Origin of the sequence: Erwinia sp. CGal63, from assembly GCF_037026505.1 — a bacterium.
GTDB lineage: Bacteria > Pseudomonadota > Gammaproteobacteria > Enterobacterales > Enterobacteriaceae > Erwinia.
Genome location: NZ_JAKUMN010000001.1, coordinates 106700 through 127075 on the forward strand (window position 1 = coordinate 106700; position 20376 = coordinate 127075).

A 20376-nucleotide genomic window follows, 5' to 3' on the forward strand; every position below is an offset into this window, starting at 1 on the left:
GTATAGCCGCTTCAGTTTACAGAATGCAGCGATATCCGTGGCGGGCTACTGGCGATAACCTTCCAGAAAACGGCCAAACTTGCCAATAGCCATTTCCAGATCGTTAACGTGCGGCAGGGTGACGATACGCACGTGATCCGGCCATGGCCAGTTGAAAGCGCTGCCCTGAACCAGCAGTACTTTCTCCTGCAGCAGGAAATCCAGCACCATTTTCTGATCGTCGTGCAGGTTGAATTTTTTGGCGTCGATTTTCGGGAACATATAGAGCGCGCCGTCCGGCTTCACGCAGCTGACGCCCGGAATGTCGTTGATCAGCTCCCAGGCGCGCTGGCGCTGTTCATAAAGTCTGCCGCCCGGCACGATAAATTCGCTGATGCTCTGATAGCCGCCCAGCGCGGTTTGAATGGCGTGCTGAGCCGGCACGTTGGCGCAAAGACGCATTGAAGCCAGCATTTCCAGACCTTCGATATAGCCCTTGGCGTGCTTCTTCGGCCCGTTAAGCACCATCCAGCCCTGGCGGAAACCCGCCACGCGGTAAGTTTTTGACAGGCCGTTAAAGGTGATGGTCAGCAGATCCGGCGCCAGCGCGGCAATCGAATGGTGCTGCGCCGCGTCGTAAAGAATTTTGTCGTAAATTTCATCGGCGAAAATGATCAAATTATGCTGTCTTGCCAGCTCGACGACTTCCAGCAGCAGCTCCTTGCTGTACACTGCGCCGGTTGGATTATTTGGGTTAATAATCACGATGCCGCGGGTACGCGGAGTGATTTTGCTGCGAATATCGTCCAGATCCGGGAACCAGCCGGCGGACTCGTCGCAGAGATAGTGCACCGCTTTACCGCTGGAAAGCGAAACGGCAGCCGTCCATAAAGGATAGTCGGGCGCCGGTACCAGCATCTCGTCGCCGCTGTTGAGCAACGCCTGCATCGACTGCACGATCAGCTCGGAAACGCCGTTGCCGATATAAACGTCTTCGACCGTGATTTCACGCAGGCCGCGAGCCTGATAGTGCTGCACGATAGCCTTGCGTGCCGAATAGAGGCCTTTAGAGTCGCAGTAGCCCTGAGCGCTTGGCAGGTTGCGGATAACGTCGACCAGAATCTCGTCCGGAGCTTCAAAACCAAAAGGCGCGGGGTTGCCGATATTGAGTTTGAGGACTTTATTGCCTTCTTCCTCAAGGCGTTTGGCCTCTTTTAATACCGGGCCGCGGATATCGTAACAGACATTGTCTAGCTTGCTGGATTTATCAATAGGGGTCATTTCATTCGCCTTTGGCTGAGCCGCATTCCTGCCGTGGAAAAGTAAACCCGCACAATGTACTCCTCTCGCTAGCGCTTTTGAAGTCCATGCTCGCGCCGATGACGTGAGGCCGTGGAAAAGCGCGACCGGACAGCAGCGCTTCGACAGGGGAAGGATTAATAAAATTTACGCCTGGATGAAGCGTATCGTTATGTAAATATGCTGAACTTTTTACCCGCGATGAGGACTTTTTTGTAATGATTAGGTAAAATAAGGTGCATTGATACAGAGGTAAACTATTAAATAAAGCTTAACATGGCGACGAGCGTGCGTTGCGAGATAGCAATAACGGGCGCTTCCGGCCGTAAGCCCGGTTGGGTGACGAAGAGCGGCCTCAATGCTGAAATATTGTTACCAATTGATAAATTTTTGTGGTGACAGACGGGTGTGAGACGACATTCTCAATAAAAACTTATTTTACTGATAAGAATAATCGGATTTGGGCTTAAAAAGTAAACGCCAGTATGTCAGGATAACAGTCAGAAAGCGGCTTGTGGGGTATTGCGCTTTCCTGGAGGGTAAACGGCAGAGGTTACCCGGTATAAAGTTAAGTTTTTTTTATTATTCTTTCACTGTGACTACAGTTTTCTGGCAAGTTGATTTTCTATAAGTGTTTTACACTTACAGCATTAGCTGAATTCAGCGCATTTTTACCGTAAAACGTCGACGCTGCGTATTTAGCCGCAGCACGGCGCGCACCGGTGATGTATCAAACGCACAAATCTGTCAGCGGCTCTGCGGCGACCTAAGTCGGGCATATTGGGCCGCTGGGGTAGCGCGTTTGCGAAGCAAGGTAGTGACGACCACATTGGCCGCATTACACCATTGTTGTCTTTTATCTTATTGATAGTAAGGCAATAACACCAGGGTAGTAGTATCTTAAAAATCTTATAAAGTGAAGAAAACATGACCAGCGCAAATCGTCCAATTCTAAATCTCGACCTCGATCTGCTCAGAACTTTTGTGGCTGTTGCCGATCTGAATACTTTCGCCGCTGCCGCAGCAGCCGTATGCCGTACGCAATCCGCTGTCAGCCAGCAGATGCAGCGTCTGGAGCAGCTGGTAGGCAAAGAGCTGTTCGCCAGACACGGCCGTAATAAACTATTAACCGAGCATGGCATCCAGCTGCTGGGCTATGCGCGAAAAATCCTGCGTTTTAACGATGAAGCCTGCACCTCGCTGATGTACAGCAACATTCAGGGCGTGCTGACCATCGGCGCTTCCGACGATACTTCGGATACGATCCTGCCTTTCCTGCTGAATCGGGTGACCTCTGTCTATCCAAAGCTGGCTATCGATGTTCGCGTTAAGCGCAATCCATTTATGATGGAGATGCTGAACCAGGGCGAAGTGGATCTGGTAGTGACAACTTCCAGCCCAATGAACTTCACCTGGCAGGTACTGCGTACTTCGCCAACGCTCTGGTATTGCGCGGCGGACTATGTGTTTCAGCGTGGAGAAGCGATTCCGCTGGTGCTGCTGGATGAGCCAAGCCCGTATCGCGACATGGCTATCGACCACCTGAACGAAGCGGGCATTCCGTGGCGTATCTCCTACGTCGCTTCTACGCTGGCCGCCGTACGCGCCGCGGTAAAAGCGGGTCTGGGCGTTACCGCTCGTCCGGTAGAAATGATGAGTCCGGAACTGCGCGTAATGGGCGCAGCGGAAGGTCTGCCGGTGCTGCCAGATACGGAGTATCTGCTGTGCCGCAACCCGGAAAGCGACAACGAGCTGGCGCTGGCAATTTTCAACGCCATGGAATCCAGCAATGACCCTTATAATCTGACGGCAAGCGGCCAGGATCGTTCCGCTTTCGCTGATGAAGATGAATAAAGTTTTATTTATTTTAATTAATTAATTTTAAAGAAAAAATAGATAAAAAATTGTCATTAAAAAGCCTTCTGGAGATATATTCCTTCCGGAAGGCTTTTTTGTTGTCTTTTCCAGGCATTTTCAACCCCGCCTGCGCTGAGTTTACTTCTCTGTTGCGCTAAAAAGCAGCGAAACCCGCTTTTCTCCTTTTCCCGGCCTGCTTAACAAACCCAACTTCAGGTCGAATTGATTTTACTCACTTCAGGCTGTCTGTTTTTCTTTCAAAAAAGCTTAAACCGTGTTCTGGATCAAAAAAATAACCCTTGTAAGGGGAAGGAAATGCAGCCATTTCCTGCCAGAATAGCCGTTGTTAAAACCGTGATCCATGCAAGGAAATACCCGCTACACTTAAGTACAGGGCGTTTCACTGACACGATTTAGCGCAATTTTTGCGCATCAAATGTTAAATAAATGCTACTTGTGTAAAATAACCTGTGGATACTTTTATCAAAGTTGACAAAAGGTTATATAAAGGAGTAAAAAACCCCATAAAATTGCTGCTTAATCGACAAAGACAGCATGGTTTTCGGTTTTTTATTTTTCCCTTGAATCGAGGCGTCAGCCAACTGCCAGCTATCAGAGCAGCCCCCTGAAGCCCCTTTATTGAGTTAAGCAGAGTGTATGTCAACTACCAATGAAGTCGTCGCTCATCACTGGGCGTTTGCCGTATTTCTGATCGTCGCCATAGGTCTGTGCTGCGCAATGTTGGCCGGAGCATGGTTTTTGGGCGGAAAAGCCCGCGGAAGATATACAAATACCCCTTTTGAGTCCGGCGCGGCGCCGGTCGGCACCGCCAAACTGCGCATGTCCGCTAAGTTCTATCTGGTCGCTATGTTCTTCGTCATCTTCGACGTGGAAGCGCTCTATCTTTATGCATGGTCGACCGCCATTCGCGAAAGCGGCTGGATCGGCTTTATCGAAGCCACCATCTTTATTTTGGTACTGCTTGCCGGACTGGTTTATCTGGTACGGATCCGCGCGCTGGACTGGGCTCCGCCCGCTCGCCGTGTGGTCGCCAAATCAGTTCCTGTTTCGCATTCCCACCGTCACACGCAGTAAAAGCGAGGCATAACAATGGATTATACGCTAACCCGCGCAGACCCAGACGGCGAAAACGATCGCTACCCGCTGCAAAAGCAGGAGATTGTCACCGACCCGCTGGAAAAGCACGTTCATCAAAGCGTTTATATGGGCAAGCTCGAACACGCCCTGCATGACATGGTGAACTGGGGACGTAAAAACTCTCTGTGGCCGTTCAACTTCGGCCTTTCCTGTTGTTACGTAGAGATGACAACTTCCTTTACCTCGGTGCACGACGTGGCGCGCTTTGGTTCAGAAGTTATCCGCGCCTCGCCTCGTCAGGCCGACTTTATGGTGGTGGCCGGTACGCCTTTCACCAAAATGGCGCCGGTGATCCAGCGGCTCTACGACCAGATGCTGGAGCCTAAATGGGTTATCTCAATGGGCGCCTGCGCTAACTCCGGCGGCATGTACGATATTTATTCCGTGGTGCAGGGCGTGGATAAGTTCCTGCCTGTAGACGTCTATATTCCCGGCTGCCCGCCGCGTCCTGAAGCCTATATGCAGGCGTTGCTGCTGCTGCAGGAGTCGATCGGCAAAGAGCGTCGTCCGCTCTCCTGGGTTGTCGGCGATCAGGGCGTTTATCGCGCCAACATGCAGTCCGAGCGCGAAAGAAAGCAGGGCGAACGCATCGCGGTCACCAATCTGCGTACGCCGGACGAAATTTAAGAGTTAATGAACAAGGCCCGAGCAGCACGCCGACAACAACAATACGCGCGCGGCCTGTTCTGACGCCAATACTGAGTGCCTGTCGACAGGCCCACATGGTGAACGACCTATGACAGATTTAACCACGCAAGATCTCGCCCAGCCAGAGTGGCAAACCCGGGATCACCTGGATGACCCGGTGATCGGCGAGTTGCGTAACCGTTTTGGGCCAGATGCCTTTACCGTTCAGCCAACCCGTACCGGCATTCCGGTGGTTTGGGTCAGGCGCGAACAATTACTGGAAATCGTCGAGTTTCTGCGCAAGCTGCCGAAACCTTACGTCATGCTGTATGACCTGCACGGTATGGACGAACGCCTGCGTACGCATCGCGAAGGCCTGCCTGCGGCAGATTTTTCCGTGTTCTATCACTTCCTCTCTATTGAGCGTAATCGCGACATTATGCTCAAGGTGGCGCTGTCTGAAAAAGATCTGCATTTGCCGACCATCACCAAAATTTTCGCCAACGCCAACTGGTACGAGCGCGAAACCTGGGAGATGTTTGGCGTGACTTTCGATGGCCATCCGCACCTGACGCGCATCATGATGCCGCAGGACTGGGAAGGCCATCCGCTGCGCAAAGATTATCCGGCGCGCGCCACCGAATTCGATCCCTTCCAGCTGACTAAGCAGACGGAAGATCTGGCGATGGAGCAAATGACCTTCAAGCCGGAAGAGTGGGGCATGAAGCGCGGCACCGCCAACGAGGACTTTATGTTCCTCAACCTCGGCCCTAACCATCCATCCGCGCACGGTGCCTTCCGTATTATTCTGCAGCTGGACGGCGAAGAGATCGTCGACTGCGTGCCGGATATCGGCTATCACCATCGCGGCGCGGAAAAAATGGGCGAGCGCCAGTCATGGCACAGCTATATTCCCTATACCGACCGTATTGAATATCTCGGCGGCTGCGTCAACGAAATGCCGTACGTGCTGGCGGTTGAAAAGCTGGCGGGTATCAAGGTGCCGGAGCGCGTCGACGTTATCCGCGTCATGCTGTCAGAGCTGTTCCGCATCAACAGCCATCTTCTCTATATTTCGACTTTTATTCAGGACGTCGGCGCTATGTCTCCGGTGTTCTTTGCCTTTACCGACCGCCAGAAAATTTATGACGTGGTGGAAGCCATCACCGGTTTCCGTATGCATCCGGCCTGGTTCCGCATCGGCGGCGTGGCGCACGATCTGCCGAAAGGCTGGGATCGCCTGCTGCGCGAATTCCTTGACTGGATGCCGAAGCGCCTGAAAGCCTATGAGCAGACCGCGCTGAAAAACTCCGTGCTGATTGGCCGCGCCAAAGGCGTCTCCGCTTATAACCTGGACGAAGCGCTGGCCTGGGGCACTACCGGTGCGGGTCTGCGCGCGACCGGTCTGGATTTCGACGTGCGCAAATGGCGGCCTTATTCCGGCTATGAGAACTTCGATTTTGAAGTGCCGATCGGCGACGGCATCAGCTGCGCCTATACCCGCGTTATGCTGAAAATGGAAGAGATGCGCCAGAGCATGCGCATTCTGGAACAGTGCCTGAAAAACATGCCGGAAGGGCCGTTTAAAGCCGATCATCCGCTGACCACGCCGCCGCCGAAAGAGCGCACGCTGCAGCATATTGAAACGCTGATCACCCACTTCCTGCAGGTTTCCTGGGGACCGGTGATGCCGGCCAACGAATCCTTCCAGATGATTGAAGCCACTAAAGGGATCAACAGCTACTACCTGACCAGCGACGGCAGCACCATGAGCTACCGCACCCGCGTGCGTACGCCAAGCTTCCCGCATCTGCAGCAGATCCCTTCCGTTATCAACGGCAGCCTGGTATCCGATTTGATCGTGTACCTCGGCAGTATCGATTTTGTTATGTCAGACGTGGACCGCTAATTATGCACGATCAAAGAATTGCGATCGAAACGATCGAGCCTTCCGAAGCTTTCGTCCTGAGCGCGGCAGAGCGTGACGCCATTGAGCATGAAAAACATCACTACGAAGATGCGCGCGCGGCGTCGATTGAGGCGCTGAAAATCGTGCAGAAGCAGCGCGGCTGGGTGCCGGACGGCGCCATCAACGCCATCGCCGACGTGCTGGGGATTCCGGCCAGCGACGTGGAAGGCGTGGCTACGTTTTACAGCCAGATTTTCCGTCAGCCGGTTGGCCGCCACGTCATCCGCTATTGCGACAGCGTTGTCTGCCATATTACCGGCTATCAGGGTATTCAGGCGGCGCTGGAAGAGAACCTGAAAATCAAACCGGGACAGACTACGGCGGATGGCCGCTTCACGCTGCTGCCGACCTGCTGCCTGGGCAACTGCGACAAAGGCCCGACGATGATGGTGGATGAGGATACCCATGTGCATCTCACCCCGGAAAACATCGTCACTTTACTGGAGCAGTATCAATGACTATCAAAGAGATCGTCCGTACTGCGGAGACGCATCCGCTGACCTGGCGTATGCGCGACGACAAGCAGCCGGTGTTTCTTGACGAATACCGCAGCAAAGATGGCTACGCCGGCGCGGAAAAAGCGTTGAAAGGCATGGCGCCGGATGAAATCGTGGCGCTGGTAAAAGATTCCGGCCTGAAAGGGCGCGGCGGCGCGGGCTTCTCCACGGGACTCAAGTGGAGCCTGATGCCGAAAGACGAATCGATGAACATTCGTTATCTGCTGTGCAACGCCGATGAGATGGAGCCGGGCACCTATAAAGACCGCCTGCTGATGGAGCAGATGCCGCACCAGCTGGTGGAAGGCATGCTGATCAGCGCCTTCGCCTTAAAAGCCTATCGTGGCTATATCTTCCTGCGTGGCGAATATATCGAGGCGGCCGTTAACCTGCGTCGCGCCATTGCGGAAGCGACCGAGGCGGGCTACCTGGGCAAAAACATTATGGGCACCGGCTTTGACTTCGAGCTGATGGTGCACACCGGCGCGGGTCGCTATATCTGCGGCGAGGAAACGGCGTTGATTAACTCGCTGGAAGGCCGTCGCGCCAACCCGCGTTCCAAGCCGCCGTTCCCGGCATCGGCGGGCGCGTGGGGCAAACCGACCTGCGTTAACAACGTTGAAACGCTCTCCAACGTGCCGGCGATCCTGGCTAACGGCGTCGACTGGTACAAAGGCATCTCTAAAAGCGAAGATACCGGCACCAAAATGATGGGCTTCTCCGGCCGGGTGAAAAACCCTGGCGTCTGGGAGCTGCCTTTCGGCACCACCGCGCGCGAAATCCTCGAAGATTACGCTGGCGGTATGCGCGACGGCCTGAAGTTCAAAGCCTGGCAGCCGGGCGGCGCAGGCACCGATTTCCTGACCGAAGCCCATCTGGATCTGCCGATGGAGTTCGCCAGCATCGGCAAAGCGGGCAGCCGTCTGGGCACCGCGCTGGCGATGGCGGTGGATCACGAAATCAATATGGTGTCGCTGGTGCGTAACCTGGAAGAGTTCTTCGCTCGCGAATCCTGCGGCTGGTGTACGCCATGCCGCGACGGCCTGCCGTGGAGCGTAAAAATTCTGCGCGCGCTGGAGCGTAAAGAGGGTCAGCCGGGCGATATCGAAACCCTGCTGCAGCTTTGCCGCCAGCTTGGCCCAGGAAAAACTTTCTGCGCGCACGCGCCAGGCGCGGTCGAACCCTTGCAGAGCGCCATTAAATATTTCCGTGAAGAGTTTGAAGCGGGCATGGCGCCGCAGGTTTACAGCAACGCGCACGCTATCGCCGGTATCCAGGCCAACCTGTTAAAGGCTCGCTGGTAAAAAAATACTGCGCAAACGCGCGAAATAACCCAATTAATGGGCGTTGTAGCAGGGCAGAGAACGCCTCCCCGGGAGCTTTTAATCCGTGACCGGGGTAAGAGAACACCGCTACAACGCCAGGTAAGCAGGTTATTTGAAGAATTGTGTTTAACGCTCGTTCCGAGCCTTACTTGAGCAATTTCACTATGGCTACAATTCATGTAGACGGTAAAGAATACGACGTCAATGGGGCGGACAACCTGCTGCAGGCTTGCCTCTCGCTCGGCCTCGATATTCCTTATTTTTGCTGGCATCCGGCGCTCGGTAGCGTCGGCGCCTGCCGCCAGTGCGCGGTAAAGCAATTCCAGAATGCCGAAGATACCCGTGGTCGCCTGGTGATGTCCTGTATGACGCCAGCTGCCGACGGCACATTTATCTCGATTGACGACGGCGAAGCGAAAGAGTTTCGCGAAAGCGTGGTGGAGTGGCTGATGACCAACCACCCGCACGACTGTCCGGTCTGTGAAGAGGGCGGCAACTGTCACCTGCAGGATATGACGGTGATGACCGGCCATAGCTTCCGCCGCTACCGTTTTACCAAACGTACCCACCGCAATCAGGATCTCGGGCCGTTCATCTCACACGAAATGAACCGCTGCATCGCCTGCTATCGCTGCGTGCGCTACTACAAAGATTATGCAGACGGCAAAGATCTGGGCGTCTATGGCGCACACGACAACGTCTATTTCGGTCGTCCGGAAGACGGCGTGCTGGAGAGCGAATTCTCCGGCAACCTGGTGGAAATTTGCCCGACCGGCGTCTTCACCGATAAAACGCACTCGGCGCGCTATAACCGTAAATGGGATATGCAGTATGCGCCAAGCATCTGCCAGCAGTGCAGCGTCGGCTGCAATATCAGCCCGGGCGAGCGCTATGGCGAGCTGCGTCGTATCGAAAACCGCTATAACGGCACCGTGAACCAGTACTTCCTGTGCGACCGCGGTCGCTTCGGCTACGGCTATGTGAATTTGAAAGATCGTCCGCGTCAGCCGATGCAGCGTCGCGGCGACGACTGGATCGCGCTTAACGCCGAACAGGCGATGCAGGGCGCGGCGGACGTGCTGCGTCAGGCGAAAAAAGTCATCGGCATCGGTTCACCGCGCGCCAGCGTGGAAAGCAATTTCGCGCTGCGCGAGCTGGTTGGCGCGGAAAACTTCTCTACCGGCATCCCGGCTGGCGAGCAGGCGCGGCTGGAGCTGATGCTGAAAGTGCTGCGCGAAGGCGGGGTTTATACGCCATCGCTGCGCGAAATTGAAAGCTACGACGCGGTGCTGGTGCTGGGCGAGGATCTGACTCAGGTTGGCGCGCGCGTCGCGCTCTCCGTACGTCAGGCCGTCAAGGGCAAAGCACGCGAGCTGGCGGCGGCGCAAAAAGTGGCCGACTGGCAGATTGCCGCGATTATGAATATCGGCCAGCACGCTAAGCATCCGCTGTTCGTCACCAACGTCGATGAAACCCGTCTGGACGATATCGCCGCCTGGAGCTATCGCGCGCCGGTGGAGGATCAGGCTCGCGTGGGCTTCGCCATCGCCAACGCGCTGGATGAAAGCTCGCCTGCGGTTGAAGGCATCGACCGCGATCTGAGCGGCAAAATCGATGTGGTGGTGCAGGCGCTGGCCGGTGCGAAAAAGCCGCTGATTATTTCCGGCGTTCATGCCGGTAGCGAGGCGACGATTCAGGCTGCGGCCAACATCGCTAAAGCGCTGAAGGGACGCGGCGCGGATGTCGGCATCACGCTGCTGGCGGGCGCGGCTAACAGCGTCGGCCTGGGCATGATCGGCGGTAAACCGCTGGACGCGGCGCTGAGCGAGCTTTCGAGCGGTGCTGCCGACGCGGTGATCATCATGGAAAACGATCTCTATCGCCACGCGCCAAAAGCACAGGTCGACGCGGCGCTGAGCAATACGCCGAACGTGATTGTGGTCGATCATCAGCGTACCGCTACCGCTGAAAAAGCGGGGCTGATCCTGTCGACCGCCAGCTTTGCGGAAAGCGACGGCACCGTGGTCAACCAGGAAGGCCGCGCGCAGCGTTTCTTCCAGGTCTACGATCCGGCGTATTACGACGACAAGATCCAGATGCTGGAGAGCTGGCGCTGGCTGCATGCTTTGCAAAGCACCATTGCCAGTCGTGAACCGGACTGGACGCAGCTCGACCACGTGATCGACGCCTGTGTGCAGTCGCTACCGCAGCTGGCCGGTATTAAAGACGCCGCGCCGGACGCCAGCTTCCGCATTCGCGGCCAGAAGCTGTCTCGTTCGCCAATTCGCGCCAGCGGCCGTACCGCTGCCCGCGCCAATATCAGCGTACACGAGCCGCGTCAGCCGCAGGATAAAGACACCATGTTCGCCTTCTCGATGGAAGGGAACAACCAGCCGTCCGCGCCGCGTTCGCAGATCCCGTTTGCCTGGGCGCCAGGCTGGAACTCACCGCAGGCGTGGAACAAGTTCCAGGACGAAGTGGGCGGCAAGCTGCGCTTTGGCGATCCGGGCGTGCGCCTGTTCGAAGCGGGTGAAGGCCAGCTTGCATGGTTCACCGTAGTGCCGGAAGCGTTTAGCGGCAAAGAGAACGGCTGGCGCGTCGCGCCTTACTTCCACCTGTTCGGCAGCGAGGAGATGAGCCAGCGTTCGCCGGTATTCCAGCAGCGTATGCCGCTGCCTTACCTGGTGGTTAACGCCGACGACGCCGCGAAACTGGGCGTGAACGCAGGCGCCACCGTAGCCTTCAGCTGCGCGGGCGAAACGCTGCGGCTGCCGGTACGCTTCTCGACGACGTTGCAGGCAGGGCAGGTTGGCTTGCCGCTGGGCTTGCCTGGCGTACCGCCGTTCCTGCTGGGCGCGAGTATTGAAAATCTGCAGGAGGCTTCGCAATGAGCTGGCTGACACCGGAAGTTATCGACGTCCTGATCGCCATCGGCAAAGCGCTGGTGATCCTGTTTGTCGTCGTGGGCTGCGGCGCCTTTATGAGCTTTGGCGAGCGCCGTCTGCTGGGCCTGTTCCAGAACCGCTACGGGCCAAACCGCGTGGGCTGGGGCGGTTCGCTCCAGCTGGTGGCGGACATGATCAAAATGTTCTTTAAAGAGGACTGGACGCCGCCGTTTACCGATCGGGTCATCTTTACCCTGGCGCCGATGATCGCCTTCACCTCGCTTCTGCTGGCGATGGCGATTGTGCCCGTGACCTCAACCTGGATGGGCGCCGACCTGAATATCGGTCTGCTGTTCTTCCTGATGATGGCGGGGCTGGCGGTCTATGCGGTGCTGTTCGCCGGCTGGTCGAGTAACAACAAATACTCGCTGCTGGGCGCGATGCGCGCCTCGGCGCAGACGCTGAGCTACGAAGTCTTCCTCGGCCTGTCGCTGATGGGCGTGGTGGCGCAGGCCGGCTCGTTCAACATGGTCGATATCGTCAACAGCCAGCAGCATCTGTGGAATATCATTCCGCAGTTCTTCGGCTTCCTGACCTTCGCTATCGCGGGCGTCGCGGTTTGTCACCGTCACCCCTTCGACCAGCCGGAAGCGGAGCAGGAGCTGGCCGACGGCTACCATATCGAATACGCCGGTATGAAGTTCGGTCTGTTCTTTGTCGGCGAATATGTCGGCATCGTGACCGTTTCTTCGCTGATCGTCACGCTGTTCTTCGGCGGCTGGAATGGCCCGTGGCTGCCGCCGGTGTTCTGGTTCGCGATTAAAACGGCTTTCTTTATGATGATGTTTATTCTGATCCGTGCCGCGCTGCCGCGTCCGCGCTACGACCAGGTGATGTCGTTCGGCTGGAAAGTTTGTCTGCCGTTGACGCTGTTGAACCTGCTGGCTACCGCCGCAGTGATTCTGTACAACGCGCAGTAAGAGGTTATTACCATGAAAATAAAAGACATTCTGGTAGGGTTCGGCACCACGGTACGCAGTATCGCGCTGATTGGCTCGAACGCTTTCGCGAAGCGTGAAACCCAAATGTACCCGGAAGAGCCGGTTTACCTGCCGCCGCGCTATCGTGGTCGTATCGTACTGACGCGCGATCCCGACGGTCAGGAGCGCTGCGTCGCCTGTAACCTTTGCGCGGTAGCCTGTCCCGTAGGCTGCATCTCGCTGCAGAAAGCGGAGACGCTGGATGGCCGCTGGTATCCGGAGTTTTTCCGCATCAACTTTTCACGCTGCATTTTCTGTGGCCTGTGCGAAGAAGCCTGCCCGACGACGGCGATTCAGCTTACGCCCGATTTCGAGCTCGGCGAGTTCAAGCGTCAGGATCTGGTGTATGAGAAAGAGAACCTGCTGATCTCGGGGCCTGGCAAATATCCGGAATACAATTTCTACCGGATGGCGGGCATGGCGATCGAAGGCAAAGACAAGGGCGAAGCGGAAAGCGAAGCCAAACCCATCGACGTCAAGGGTTTGTTACCTTAAGGAGCCAGGCATGGAATTAGCTTTTTATCTTTGCGGACTGGTAGCGGTATTGACGACGCTGCGCGTTATCACCCATACCAATCCGGTTCACGCGCTGCTGTATCTGATCATCTCGCTGCTTTCGGTGGCCGGCGTCTTCTTTTCGCTGGGCGCTTACTTCGCGGGCGCGCTGGAGATCATCGTTTACGCGGGCGCCATTATGGTGCTGTTCGTCTTCGTAGTGATGATGCTTAACCTCGGCGACAGCGTGCAGGCGCAGGAGCGCGAGTGGCTGAAGCCTGGCGTCTGGTTCGGGCCTGGTCTGCTGTCGCTGCTGCTGCTGGTAGTGATCGTCTACGCCATTCTGACCGCTAACGATCGCGGTATCGACGGCGCGATGATTGATGCGAAAGCGGTCGGCATTAGCCTCTTCGGCCCTTATGTGCTGGCGGTGGAGCTGGCCTCCATGCTGCTGCTGGCTGGTCTGGTGGTGGCTTACCATATCGGTCGCGAACAGCGTCCGGGCGAAGTACTGAGCAATCGTCCGGCGGATGCAGCGAAGAAGGAGGAACACGCATGATCCCTTTACAACACGGTCTGATTCTGGCGGCCATTCTGTTTGTGCTTGGCCTGACCGGCGTGGTGATTCGCCGCAACCTGCTGTTTATGCTGATTAGCCTGGAAATTATGATCAACGCAGCGGCGCTGGCTTTTGTGGTCGCGGGAAGCTATTGGGGACAGGCGGACGGTCAGGTGATGTATATCCTGGCGATCAGCCTGGCCGCCGCCGAGGCGAGTATCGGCCTGGCGCTGCTGCTGCAGCTGCATCGCCGCAGCCAAAACCTCAATATTGATAAAGTGAGCGAGATGCGCGGATGAATCTTCTCTATTTAACTATCTTATTTCCGCTGATCGGCTTTTTGCTGCTGGCATTCTCTCGCGGTCGCTGGTCGGAAAACCTGGCCGCGACGGTAGGTATGGGTTCCGTAGGGCTGGCGGCGCTGGTCACGCTCTATGCGGGGCTGGACTTCTTCGCGCAGGGCCAGCCGGTCTTTAACCAGGCGCTGTGGACATGGATGCAGGTCGGCAACTTCAATATCAAGGTGAACCTGACGCTGGACGGCCTGTCGTTGACCATGCTGTCGGTGGTCACCGGCGTCGGCTTCTTTATCCATATGTTCGCCTCCTGGTATATGCGTGGGGAAGAGGGCTACTCGCGCTTCTTCGCCTATACCAACCTGTTTATCGCCAGCATGGTCGTGCTGGTGCTGGCCGATAACCTGATGCTGATGTATCTGGGTTGGGAAGGCGTGGGGCTTTGCTCCTATTTGCTGATCGGTTTCTACTACACCAACCCGAACAATGGCGCGGCGGCGATGAAGGCGTTTATCATCACTCGTGTCGGCGACGTCTTCCTGGCGTTTGCGCTGTTTATTCTTTACAACGAACTGGGCACGCTGAACTTCCGCGAGATGGTTGAGCTGGCGCCTGCGCACTTTGCGGCAGATAACCATATGCTGCAGTGGGCGACGCTGATGCTGCTGGGCGGCGCGGTCGGTAAATCGGCTCAGCTGCCGTTGCAAACCTGGCTGGCGGACGCGATGGCGGGCCCGACGCCGGTATCCGCGCTGATCCATGCCGCGACCATGGTAACGGCGGGCGTTTATCTGATCGCCCGTAGCCACGGCCTGTTCCTGATGACGCCGGAAGTGCTGCATCTGGTCGGCATCGTTGGCGCGATTACGCTGGTGCTGGCTGGCTTCGCCGCGCTGGTGCAGACTGATATCAAGCGCGTGCTCGCTTACTCCACCATGAGCCAGATTGGCTATATGTTCCTGGCGCTGGGCGTGCAGGCGTGGGACGCAGCCATTTTCCATTTGATGACGCACGCGTTCTTTAAAGCGCTGCTGTTCCTCTCGTCCGGTTCGGTGATTCTGGCCTGCCACCACGAGCAGAACATCTTCAAAATGGGTGGCCTGCGCAAGAGCATTCCGCTGGTCTATGCCTGCTTCCTGGTGGGCGGCGCGGCGCTGTCGGCGCTGCCGCTGATTACCGCAGGCTTCTTCAGTAAGGATGAAATCCTGGCGGGCGCGCTGGCGAATGGCCATATCAACCTGATGGTTGCCGGTCTGGTCGGCGCCTTTATGACCTCGCTCTATACTTTCCGCATGATTTTCATTACTTTCCACGGCGAAGAGAAGATCCACGCGCACGCGGGCAAAGGCATTACGCATCATCTGCCGCTGATTGTGCTGCTGATCCTCTCCACCTTTATCGGCGCGCTGATTGTACCGCCGCTGCGTGGCGTGCTGCCGGAAACGGCGGAGCTGGCGCACGGCAGCGTGCTGACCCTGGAAATCACGTCGGGTGTGGTAGCGATTGTCGGCATCCTGCTGGCGGCTTTCCTGTGGCTGGGCAAACGCTCGCTGGTCAACAGCATCGCCAACAGTGCGCCAGGCCGCTTCTTCTCTACATGGTGGTTTGCCGCCTGGGGCTTCGACTGGCTGTATGACAAGATCTTCGTTAAGCCTTATCTGCTCGTAGCTCGTCTGCTGTCGCGCGACCCATTGAACGCCATTATGAACGTTCCGGCGCTGTTCTCACGCCTGGCGAACAAAGGGCTGGTGGTCAGTGAAAACGGCTATCTGCGCTGGTATGTCGCTTCAATGAGCATCGGCGCTGTCGTCGTCCTCGCGCTGTTGATGGTTGTATAAAGTTGAATTGGCGGGATGGTGTTAGTACGCCGTCTCACGGTCAAAAGATGTCGAAAATTACCTGAAGGTTGGGCGTCATCGGCGCAGTCAGTTTGGTCACCGCCAGCGCGCAGCAACCGCAGCATACTTTAGTATGTGAGGATTGCGAGCACTGCCGGGGGCCAAAATGGCAAGCAAGATAGCCCATGCAGGTTCAAAAAAGGGAATCAAACTGCCATGTTATTACCCTGGCTTATACTCATCCCGTTCATTGGCGGCCTGCTTTGCTGGCAGCTTGAACGCTTCGGGAGCAAGGTGCCGCGCTGGATCGCACTGATTGCAATGGGGCTGACGCTGGCGCTGTCGCTACAGCTCTGGCTGCAGGGCGGTTACTCGCTGACTCAGGCCGCCGGGCTGCCGCAGTGGCAATCCGAATTTCTGGTTTCCTGGATCCCGCGTTTCGGCATTAACGTGCATCTGGCGCTGGATGGCCTGTCGCTGCTGATGGTGGTGCTGACCGGCCTGCTGGGCGTGATGGCGATTCTCTGCTCCTGGAATGAAATCGAAAAATGGCAGGGCTTCTTCCACCTTAACCTGCTGTTTATCCTGGGCGGCGTTATCGGCGTCTTCCTGGCTATCGACCTGTTCCTGTTCTTCTTCTTCTGGGAGATGATGCTGGTACCGATGTACTTCCTGATCGCGCTGTGGGGACACAAGGCGTCGGACGGGAAAACGCGTATCACCGCGGCCACCAAGTTCTTTATCTACACTCAGGCCAGCGGTCTGGTGATGCTGATCTCGATCCTGGCGCTGGTATTCGTTAACTACAACGCGACCGGCGTCTGGACTTTCAACTACGAAGATCTGCTGAAAACACCAATGAGCAACAGCGTCGAGTACCTGCTGATGCTGGGCTTCTTTATCGCCTTCGCGGTGAAAATGCCGGTGGTGCCGCTGCACGGCTGGCTGCCGGATGCGCACAGCCAGGCGCCGACGGCGGGTTCCGTGGATCTGGCGGGTATTTTGCTGAAAACGGCGGCTTACGGCCTGCTGCGTTTCGCGCTGCCGCTGTTCCCGAACGCTTCCGCCGAGTTCGCGCCGATCGCCATGTGGTTAGGGATTATCGGGATTTTCTACGGCGCCTGGATGGCTTTCTCGCAGTACGACATCAAACGTCTTATCGCCTACACCTCGATTTCGCATATGGGCTTCGTGCTGATCGCCATCTACACCGGCAGCCAGCTCGCTTTCCAGGGCGCGGTGGTGCAGATGATCGCTCACGGTCTTTCCGCTGCGGCGCTGTTTATCCTGTGCGGCCAGCTCTATGAGCGCCTGCATACGCGCGATATGCGCCAGATGGGCGGGCTGTGGTCGCGTATTAAATGGCTGCCGGGTCTGTCGCTGTTCTTTGCGGTCGCTAACCTGGGTATGCCGGGCACGGGTAACTTTGTCGGTGAATTTATGATCCTGACCGGCAGCTTCCAGTCGGTGCCGGTGATTATCGTCATCGCTACCTTTGGTCTGGTGTTCGCGTCGGTCTACTCGCTGGTGATGATGCAACGAGCTTATTACGGTGCGCCGAAATCGGAAACGCCGCTGCGGGGCATGTCGCCGCGCGAGTTCCTGATGATTATGGTGCTGGTGGTTCTGCTGCTGCTGCTGGGCGTTTATCCGCAGCCGATTCTGGACACCTCACATGCTGCGATGAGTAATATTCAGCAGTGGTTTACCGCTTCAATTTCAACTACAAGGCCGTAATTCGCCATGACAATAACTCCTCAACATTTGATCGCGCTGCTGCCTATGCTGATCGTCGGATTGACGGTGGTGGTGGTGATGCTCTCCATTGCGTGGCGGCGCAACCACTTCGTCAATGCCACGCTGGCAGTGGTCGGGCTGAACCTGGCGCTGCTGTCGCTGTGGTTTGTGGGACAGGCGGGCGCGATGGACGTCACGCCGCTGCTGCGCGTCGATGGCTATTCGATGCTCTACACGGGACTGGTGATTTTAGCCAGCCTTGCCACCTGTACGTTCGCCTATCCCTGGCTGCAGAACTATCCGGACAATCAGGAAGAGTTCTATCTGCTGGTGCTGATTGCGGCGCTGGGCGGCGTGGTACTGGCGAGCGCCAACCATCTGGCCTCGCTGTTTATCGGTATTGAGCTGATTTCTCTGCCGCTGTTCGGCCTGGTCGGCTACGCCTTCCAGCTGAAACGCTCGCTGGAAGCCAGCATCAAATACACCATCATGTCCGCCGTAGCCTCCTCTTTCCTGCTGTTCGGTATGGCGCTGCTTTACGCCAACTCCGGCAACCTGGGCTTTGTGGCGCTGGGTCATAGCCTGAACGACACTATGCTGCATCAGCCGCTGCTGCTGGCTGGCCTGGGCATGATGATTGTGGGCCTGGGCTTTAAGCTTTCGCTGGTGCCTTTCCACCTGTGGACGCCGGATGTTTACCAGGGCGCGCCCGCGCCGGTTTCCACTTTCCTGGCCACTGCCAGCAAGATCGCCATCTTCGGCGTGGTGATGCGTCTGTTCCTTTACGCGCCGGCCGCCGACAGCGAAGCCGTGCGCCTGGTGCTGGCGATTATCGCTTTCGCCTCGATTCTGTTCGGCAACCTGATGGCTATCTCGCAGAGCAATATCAAGCGCCTGCTGGGTTACTCCTCCATCGCACACCTGGGCTATCTGCTGGTAGCGCTGATTGCCATCCAGACGCACCAGCTGTCGCTGGAAACCGTCGGCGTTTATCTGGCGGGCTACCTGTTCAGCAGCCTGGGCGCCTTCGGCGTGGTCAGCCTGATGTCCAGCCCGTACCGCGGCCCGGATGCGGATTCGCTCTACTCCTATCGCGGCCTGTTCTGGCATCGTCCGATCCTGTCGGCAGTAATGACGGTGATGATGCTGTCGCTGGCGGGTATCCCGATGACGCTGGGCTTTATCGGCAAATTCTACGTGATTGCCGTCGGCGTTGGCGCGCACCTGTGGTGGCTGACCGGCGCGGTTGTGGTCGGCAGCGCAATTGGCCTCTACTACTATCTGCGCGTGACAGTCAGCCTTTATCTGAATCCGCCGGAGCTGTTGCAGCGTGATACGCCAGCCAACTGGGCCTTTACCGCTGGCGGCGTGGTAGTGCTTATCTCTGCGGTACTGGTACTGCTGCTAGGCGTTTATCCGCAGCCGCTGATCTCGCTGGTGCAGATGGCGCAGCCGCTGATGTAGCGCTATAGCCTGCCGCTTGTTGATGAAAAATCCCGGCATCTGCCGGGATTTTTTTATGCGATGGCAACCGGAATTAAGCGGTGACGCTCAGTCAACCAGCTCAATGCCCAGGCTTTCCAGCAGGCTGAGCGCTTCCAGGCGAGAAAACTTTGCGCTGGTCACGATATTGTTCAGCACATCAATCGCAAAGTTCCACGAATCGGTAAAGTCCGCCGACTGCAGCTTCGTGTGGCTAAATAAGCTTCCGGTCAGGTCGCAACGGACAATCTCTGCGCCCGTAAGATCGCACTCCCTGAAATCAACGTCATGAAGTTTGCATCCGTCCATTTTTAGCCCTTGCAGCGTCAGGCCGAAAAAAGAGGCGCTGCTCAGAATACACTGCTTGAAAGAGAGTTCGGGATCGGGATGAAAATCCGGCCAGTAAGCGCGCGTCCAGTCGGTGCCGCTTAGCTTGCATTCGGTAAAACTGACCTCGTTGAAGCGCGAGCCGGTAATATCGATGACGCTGAGGTTACAGTGATTAAAGGTACAATTAATAAACTTACAGTATGCCAGCCGGGCGGCGGTAAAGTTACAGCGGGTAAATTCGCACGCTTCAAACTCGGCACGTTCTAAGCAAGCGGAAGAGAAATCCTGCTTATTGAAAGTTTCATCATAATAGTCTTTATTGTGAGCTAGTTGCGTCATGAACACCTCGTTCATCCTGAGAAGGTATCAGCGATGATAACGTAAATGCTAACGGGCAGCCTGAACAACCGCCTGGCTTAATCAGGAAAACTCATGGATATCGTCTGGCAGGATCTTCACCACAGCGAACTTAGCGCGCCGCAGCTCTATCAGATACTGGCGCTGCGCAACGCGGTATTTATTGTTGAGCAGAACTGTCCTTACCAGGATGTGGATGGCGCGGATCTGGTCGGGGAGAACCGTCATTTGCTGGGAATAGCCGATAACAAACTGCTGGCCTACGCCAGACTGCTTGCGCCGGAAAGCGCCAGCGAGCCGGTAAAAATAGGACGAGTTATCGTCTCAGGCGAGGCGCGAGGGCTGAAGTTAGGCAACCGGCTGATGGAGCAGGCCATTGCCAGCTGCGAGCGGCACTGGCCGCAGCAGCAAATCAAGCTTTCCGCCCAGGCGCATCTGCAGGCTTTTTATGGTCAGTTTGGTTTGACTGCGATCGGTGACCCTTATCTGGAGGATGGTATCCCGCATATAGATATGATCACTCAAAAGGTTCATTTTTGACCCTTTAAGGGGAGTCAGGCGTAATAGCAAGCAGGTAAAGGTGGAAATTCAACCAAAAGTGTCAAATTTGAACCTGAGGTGTAGTCGATAATCGATTACACGATAG

17 protein-coding genes are annotated in these 20376 nt (G+C 56.5%); 15 read left to right on the forward strand and 2 right to left on the reverse strand.

The window, feature by feature from the left end:
* Positions 1-45: 45 nt before the first annotated feature.
* Positions 46-1260, reverse strand: a complete 1215-nt coding sequence (locus MKZ79_RS00530) for a pyridoxal phosphate-dependent aminotransferase (RefSeq protein WP_336139163.1) — start codon at positions 1258-1260, stop codon at positions 46-48.
* Positions 1261-2205: 945 nt separating this feature from the next.
* Between MKZ79_RS00530 and lrhA the strand changes: the two genes are divergently transcribed.
* The 14 genes from lrhA (at position 2206) to nuoN (ending at position 19025) form a co-directional block, all read left to right on the forward strand.
* Positions 2206-3132 (forward strand): transcriptional regulator LrhA, encoded by a 927-nt coding sequence (lrhA, locus tag MKZ79_RS00535; protein ID WP_336139164.1) that lies wholly within the window; start codon positions 2206-2208, stop codon positions 3130-3132.
* A 660-nt stretch (positions 3133-3792) separates the two neighbouring features.
* Positions 3793-4230, forward strand: a complete 438-nt coding sequence (locus MKZ79_RS00540) for an NADH-quinone oxidoreductase subunit A (RefSeq protein ID WP_336139166.1) — start codon at positions 3793-3795, stop codon at positions 4228-4230.
* A gap of 15 nt (positions 4231-4245) precedes the next feature.
* Positions 4246-4920, forward strand: coding sequence for a NuoB/complex I 20 kDa subunit family protein (locus tag MKZ79_RS00545; protein WP_336139167.1), 675 nt, complete (start codon positions 4246-4248; stop codon positions 4918-4920).
* Between the two features lie 109 nt (positions 4921-5029).
* Positions 5030-6829: an NADH-quinone oxidoreductase subunit C/D gene (nuoC, locus tag MKZ79_RS00550; protein WP_336139169.1), complete on the forward strand. Its 1800-nt coding sequence runs from the start codon at positions 5030-5032 to the stop codon at positions 6827-6829.
* A 2-nt stretch (positions 6830-6831) separates the two neighbouring features.
* Positions 6832-7347, forward strand: coding sequence for an NADH-quinone oxidoreductase subunit NuoE (gene nuoE, locus MKZ79_RS00555; protein WP_336139170.1), 516 nt, complete (start codon positions 6832-6834; stop codon positions 7345-7347).
* A 2-nt stretch (positions 7348-7349) separates the two neighbouring features.
* On the forward strand, positions 7350-8690 hold the full coding sequence (gene nuoF, locus MKZ79_RS00560) for an NADH-quinone oxidoreductase subunit NuoF (RefSeq protein ID WP_336141312.1): 1341 nt from the start codon (positions 7350-7352) through the stop codon (positions 8688-8690).
* Positions 8691-8875: 185 nt separating this feature from the next.
* Positions 8876-11602, forward strand: coding sequence for an NADH-quinone oxidoreductase subunit NuoG (nuoG, locus tag MKZ79_RS00565; protein WP_336139171.1), 2727 nt, complete (start codon positions 8876-8878; stop codon positions 11600-11602).
* Entirely contained in the window at positions 11599-12576 is a 978-nt protein-coding gene (nuoH, locus tag MKZ79_RS00570) for an NADH-quinone oxidoreductase subunit NuoH (protein ID WP_336139172.1), read from the forward strand. Before nuoG ends, nuoH begins: the two co-directional genes overlap by 4 nt.
* 12 nt (positions 12577-12588) lie before the next feature.
* Positions 12589-13131, forward strand: coding sequence for an NADH-quinone oxidoreductase subunit NuoI (gene nuoI, locus MKZ79_RS00575; RefSeq protein WP_336139173.1), 543 nt, complete (start codon positions 12589-12591; stop codon positions 13129-13131).
* A 10-nt stretch (positions 13132-13141) separates the two neighbouring features.
* Positions 13142-13690: an NADH-quinone oxidoreductase subunit J gene (gene nuoJ, locus MKZ79_RS00580; RefSeq protein ID WP_336139174.1), complete on the forward strand. Its 549-nt coding sequence runs from the start codon at positions 13142-13144 to the stop codon at positions 13688-13690.
* Positions 13687-13989, forward strand: coding sequence for an NADH-quinone oxidoreductase subunit NuoK (nuoK, locus tag MKZ79_RS00585; RefSeq protein ID WP_034894855.1), 303 nt, complete (start codon positions 13687-13689; stop codon positions 13987-13989). The genes nuoJ and nuoK overlap by 4 nt, the downstream gene beginning before the upstream one ends.
* Positions 13986-15824: an NADH-quinone oxidoreductase subunit L gene (gene nuoL / locus MKZ79_RS00590; RefSeq protein WP_336139176.1), complete on the forward strand. Its 1839-nt coding sequence runs from the start codon at positions 13986-13988 to the stop codon at positions 15822-15824. The genes nuoK and nuoL overlap by 4 nt, the downstream gene beginning before the upstream one ends.
* 216 nt (positions 15825-16040) lie before the next feature.
* Complete coding sequence (gene nuoM / locus MKZ79_RS00595) at positions 16041-17561, forward strand: NADH-quinone oxidoreductase subunit M (protein WP_336139177.1); 1521 nt, start codon at positions 16041-16043, stop codon at positions 17559-17561.
* Positions 17562-17567: 6 nt separating this feature from the next.
* The gene (gene nuoN, locus MKZ79_RS00600; protein ID WP_336139178.1) at positions 17568-19025 is read left to right on the forward strand and encodes an NADH-quinone oxidoreductase subunit NuoN; all 1458 of its coding nucleotides are present in this window, start codon (positions 17568-17570) and stop codon (positions 19023-19025) included.
* Positions 19026-19112: 87 nt separating this feature from the next.
* Here nuoN and MKZ79_RS00605 read toward each other — a convergent pair whose 3' ends face one another.
* Positions 19113-19712 (reverse strand): pentapeptide repeat-containing protein, encoded by a 600-nt coding sequence (locus MKZ79_RS00605; protein ID WP_336139179.1) that lies wholly within the window; start codon positions 19710-19712, stop codon positions 19113-19115.
* Positions 19713-19805: 93 nt separating this feature from the next.
* Here MKZ79_RS00605 and MKZ79_RS00610 point away from each other — a divergent pair, with 93 nt between their 5' ends.
* On the forward strand, positions 19806-20270 hold the full coding sequence (locus tag MKZ79_RS00610) for a GNAT family N-acetyltransferase (RefSeq protein WP_336139181.1): 465 nt from the start codon (positions 19806-19808) through the stop codon (positions 20268-20270).
* Positions 20271-20376: the final 106 nt, after the last annotated feature.

What these genes read in the sequence shown, in the direction of transcription:
- MKZ79_RS00530 (WP_336139163.1), bottom strand. Translation starts at nt 1,260, where the DNA reads ATGACCCCTATTGATAAATCCAGCAAGCTAGACAATGTCTGTTACGAT.
- lrhA (WP_336139164.1), top strand. Translation starts at nt 2,206, where the DNA reads ATGACCAGCGCAAATCGTCCAATTCTAAATCTCGACCTCGATCTGCTC.
- MKZ79_RS00540 (WP_336139166.1), top strand. Translation starts at nt 3,793, where the DNA reads ATGTCAACTACCAATGAAGTCGTCGCTCATCACTGGGCGTTTGCCGTA.
- MKZ79_RS00545 (WP_336139167.1), top strand. Translation starts at nt 4,246, where the DNA reads ATGGATTATACGCTAACCCGCGCAGACCCAGACGGCGAAAACGATCGC.
- nuoC (WP_336139169.1), top strand. Translation starts at nt 5,030, where the DNA reads ATGACAGATTTAACCACGCAAGATCTCGCCCAGCCAGAGTGGCAAACC.
- nuoE (WP_336139170.1), top strand. Translation starts at nt 6,832, where the DNA reads ATGCACGATCAAAGAATTGCGATCGAAACGATCGAGCCTTCCGAAGCT.
- nuoG (WP_336139171.1), top strand. Translation starts at nt 8,876, where the DNA reads ATGGCTACAATTCATGTAGACGGTAAAGAATACGACGTCAATGGGGCG.
- nuoH (WP_336139172.1), top strand. Translation starts at nt 11,599, where the DNA reads ATGAGCTGGCTGACACCGGAAGTTATCGACGTCCTGATCGCCATCGGC.
- nuoI (WP_336139173.1), top strand. Translation starts at nt 12,589, where the DNA reads ATGAAAATAAAAGACATTCTGGTAGGGTTCGGCACCACGGTACGCAGT.
- nuoJ (WP_336139174.1), top strand. Translation starts at nt 13,142, where the DNA reads ATGGAATTAGCTTTTTATCTTTGCGGACTGGTAGCGGTATTGACGACG.
- nuoK (WP_034894855.1), top strand. Translation starts at nt 13,687, where the DNA reads ATGATCCCTTTACAACACGGTCTGATTCTGGCGGCCATTCTGTTTGTG.
- nuoL (WP_336139176.1), top strand. Translation starts at nt 13,986, where the DNA reads ATGAATCTTCTCTATTTAACTATCTTATTTCCGCTGATCGGCTTTTTG.
- nuoM (WP_336139177.1), top strand. Translation starts at nt 16,041, where the DNA reads ATGTTATTACCCTGGCTTATACTCATCCCGTTCATTGGCGGCCTGCTT.
- nuoN (WP_336139178.1), top strand. Translation starts at nt 17,568, where the DNA reads ATGACAATAACTCCTCAACATTTGATCGCGCTGCTGCCTATGCTGATC.
- MKZ79_RS00605 (WP_336139179.1), bottom strand. Translation starts at nt 19,712, where the DNA reads ATGACGCAACTAGCTCACAATAAAGACTATTATGATGAAACTTTCAAT.
- MKZ79_RS00610 (WP_336139181.1), top strand. Translation starts at nt 19,806, where the DNA reads ATGGATATCGTCTGGCAGGATCTTCACCACAGCGAACTTAGCGCGCCG.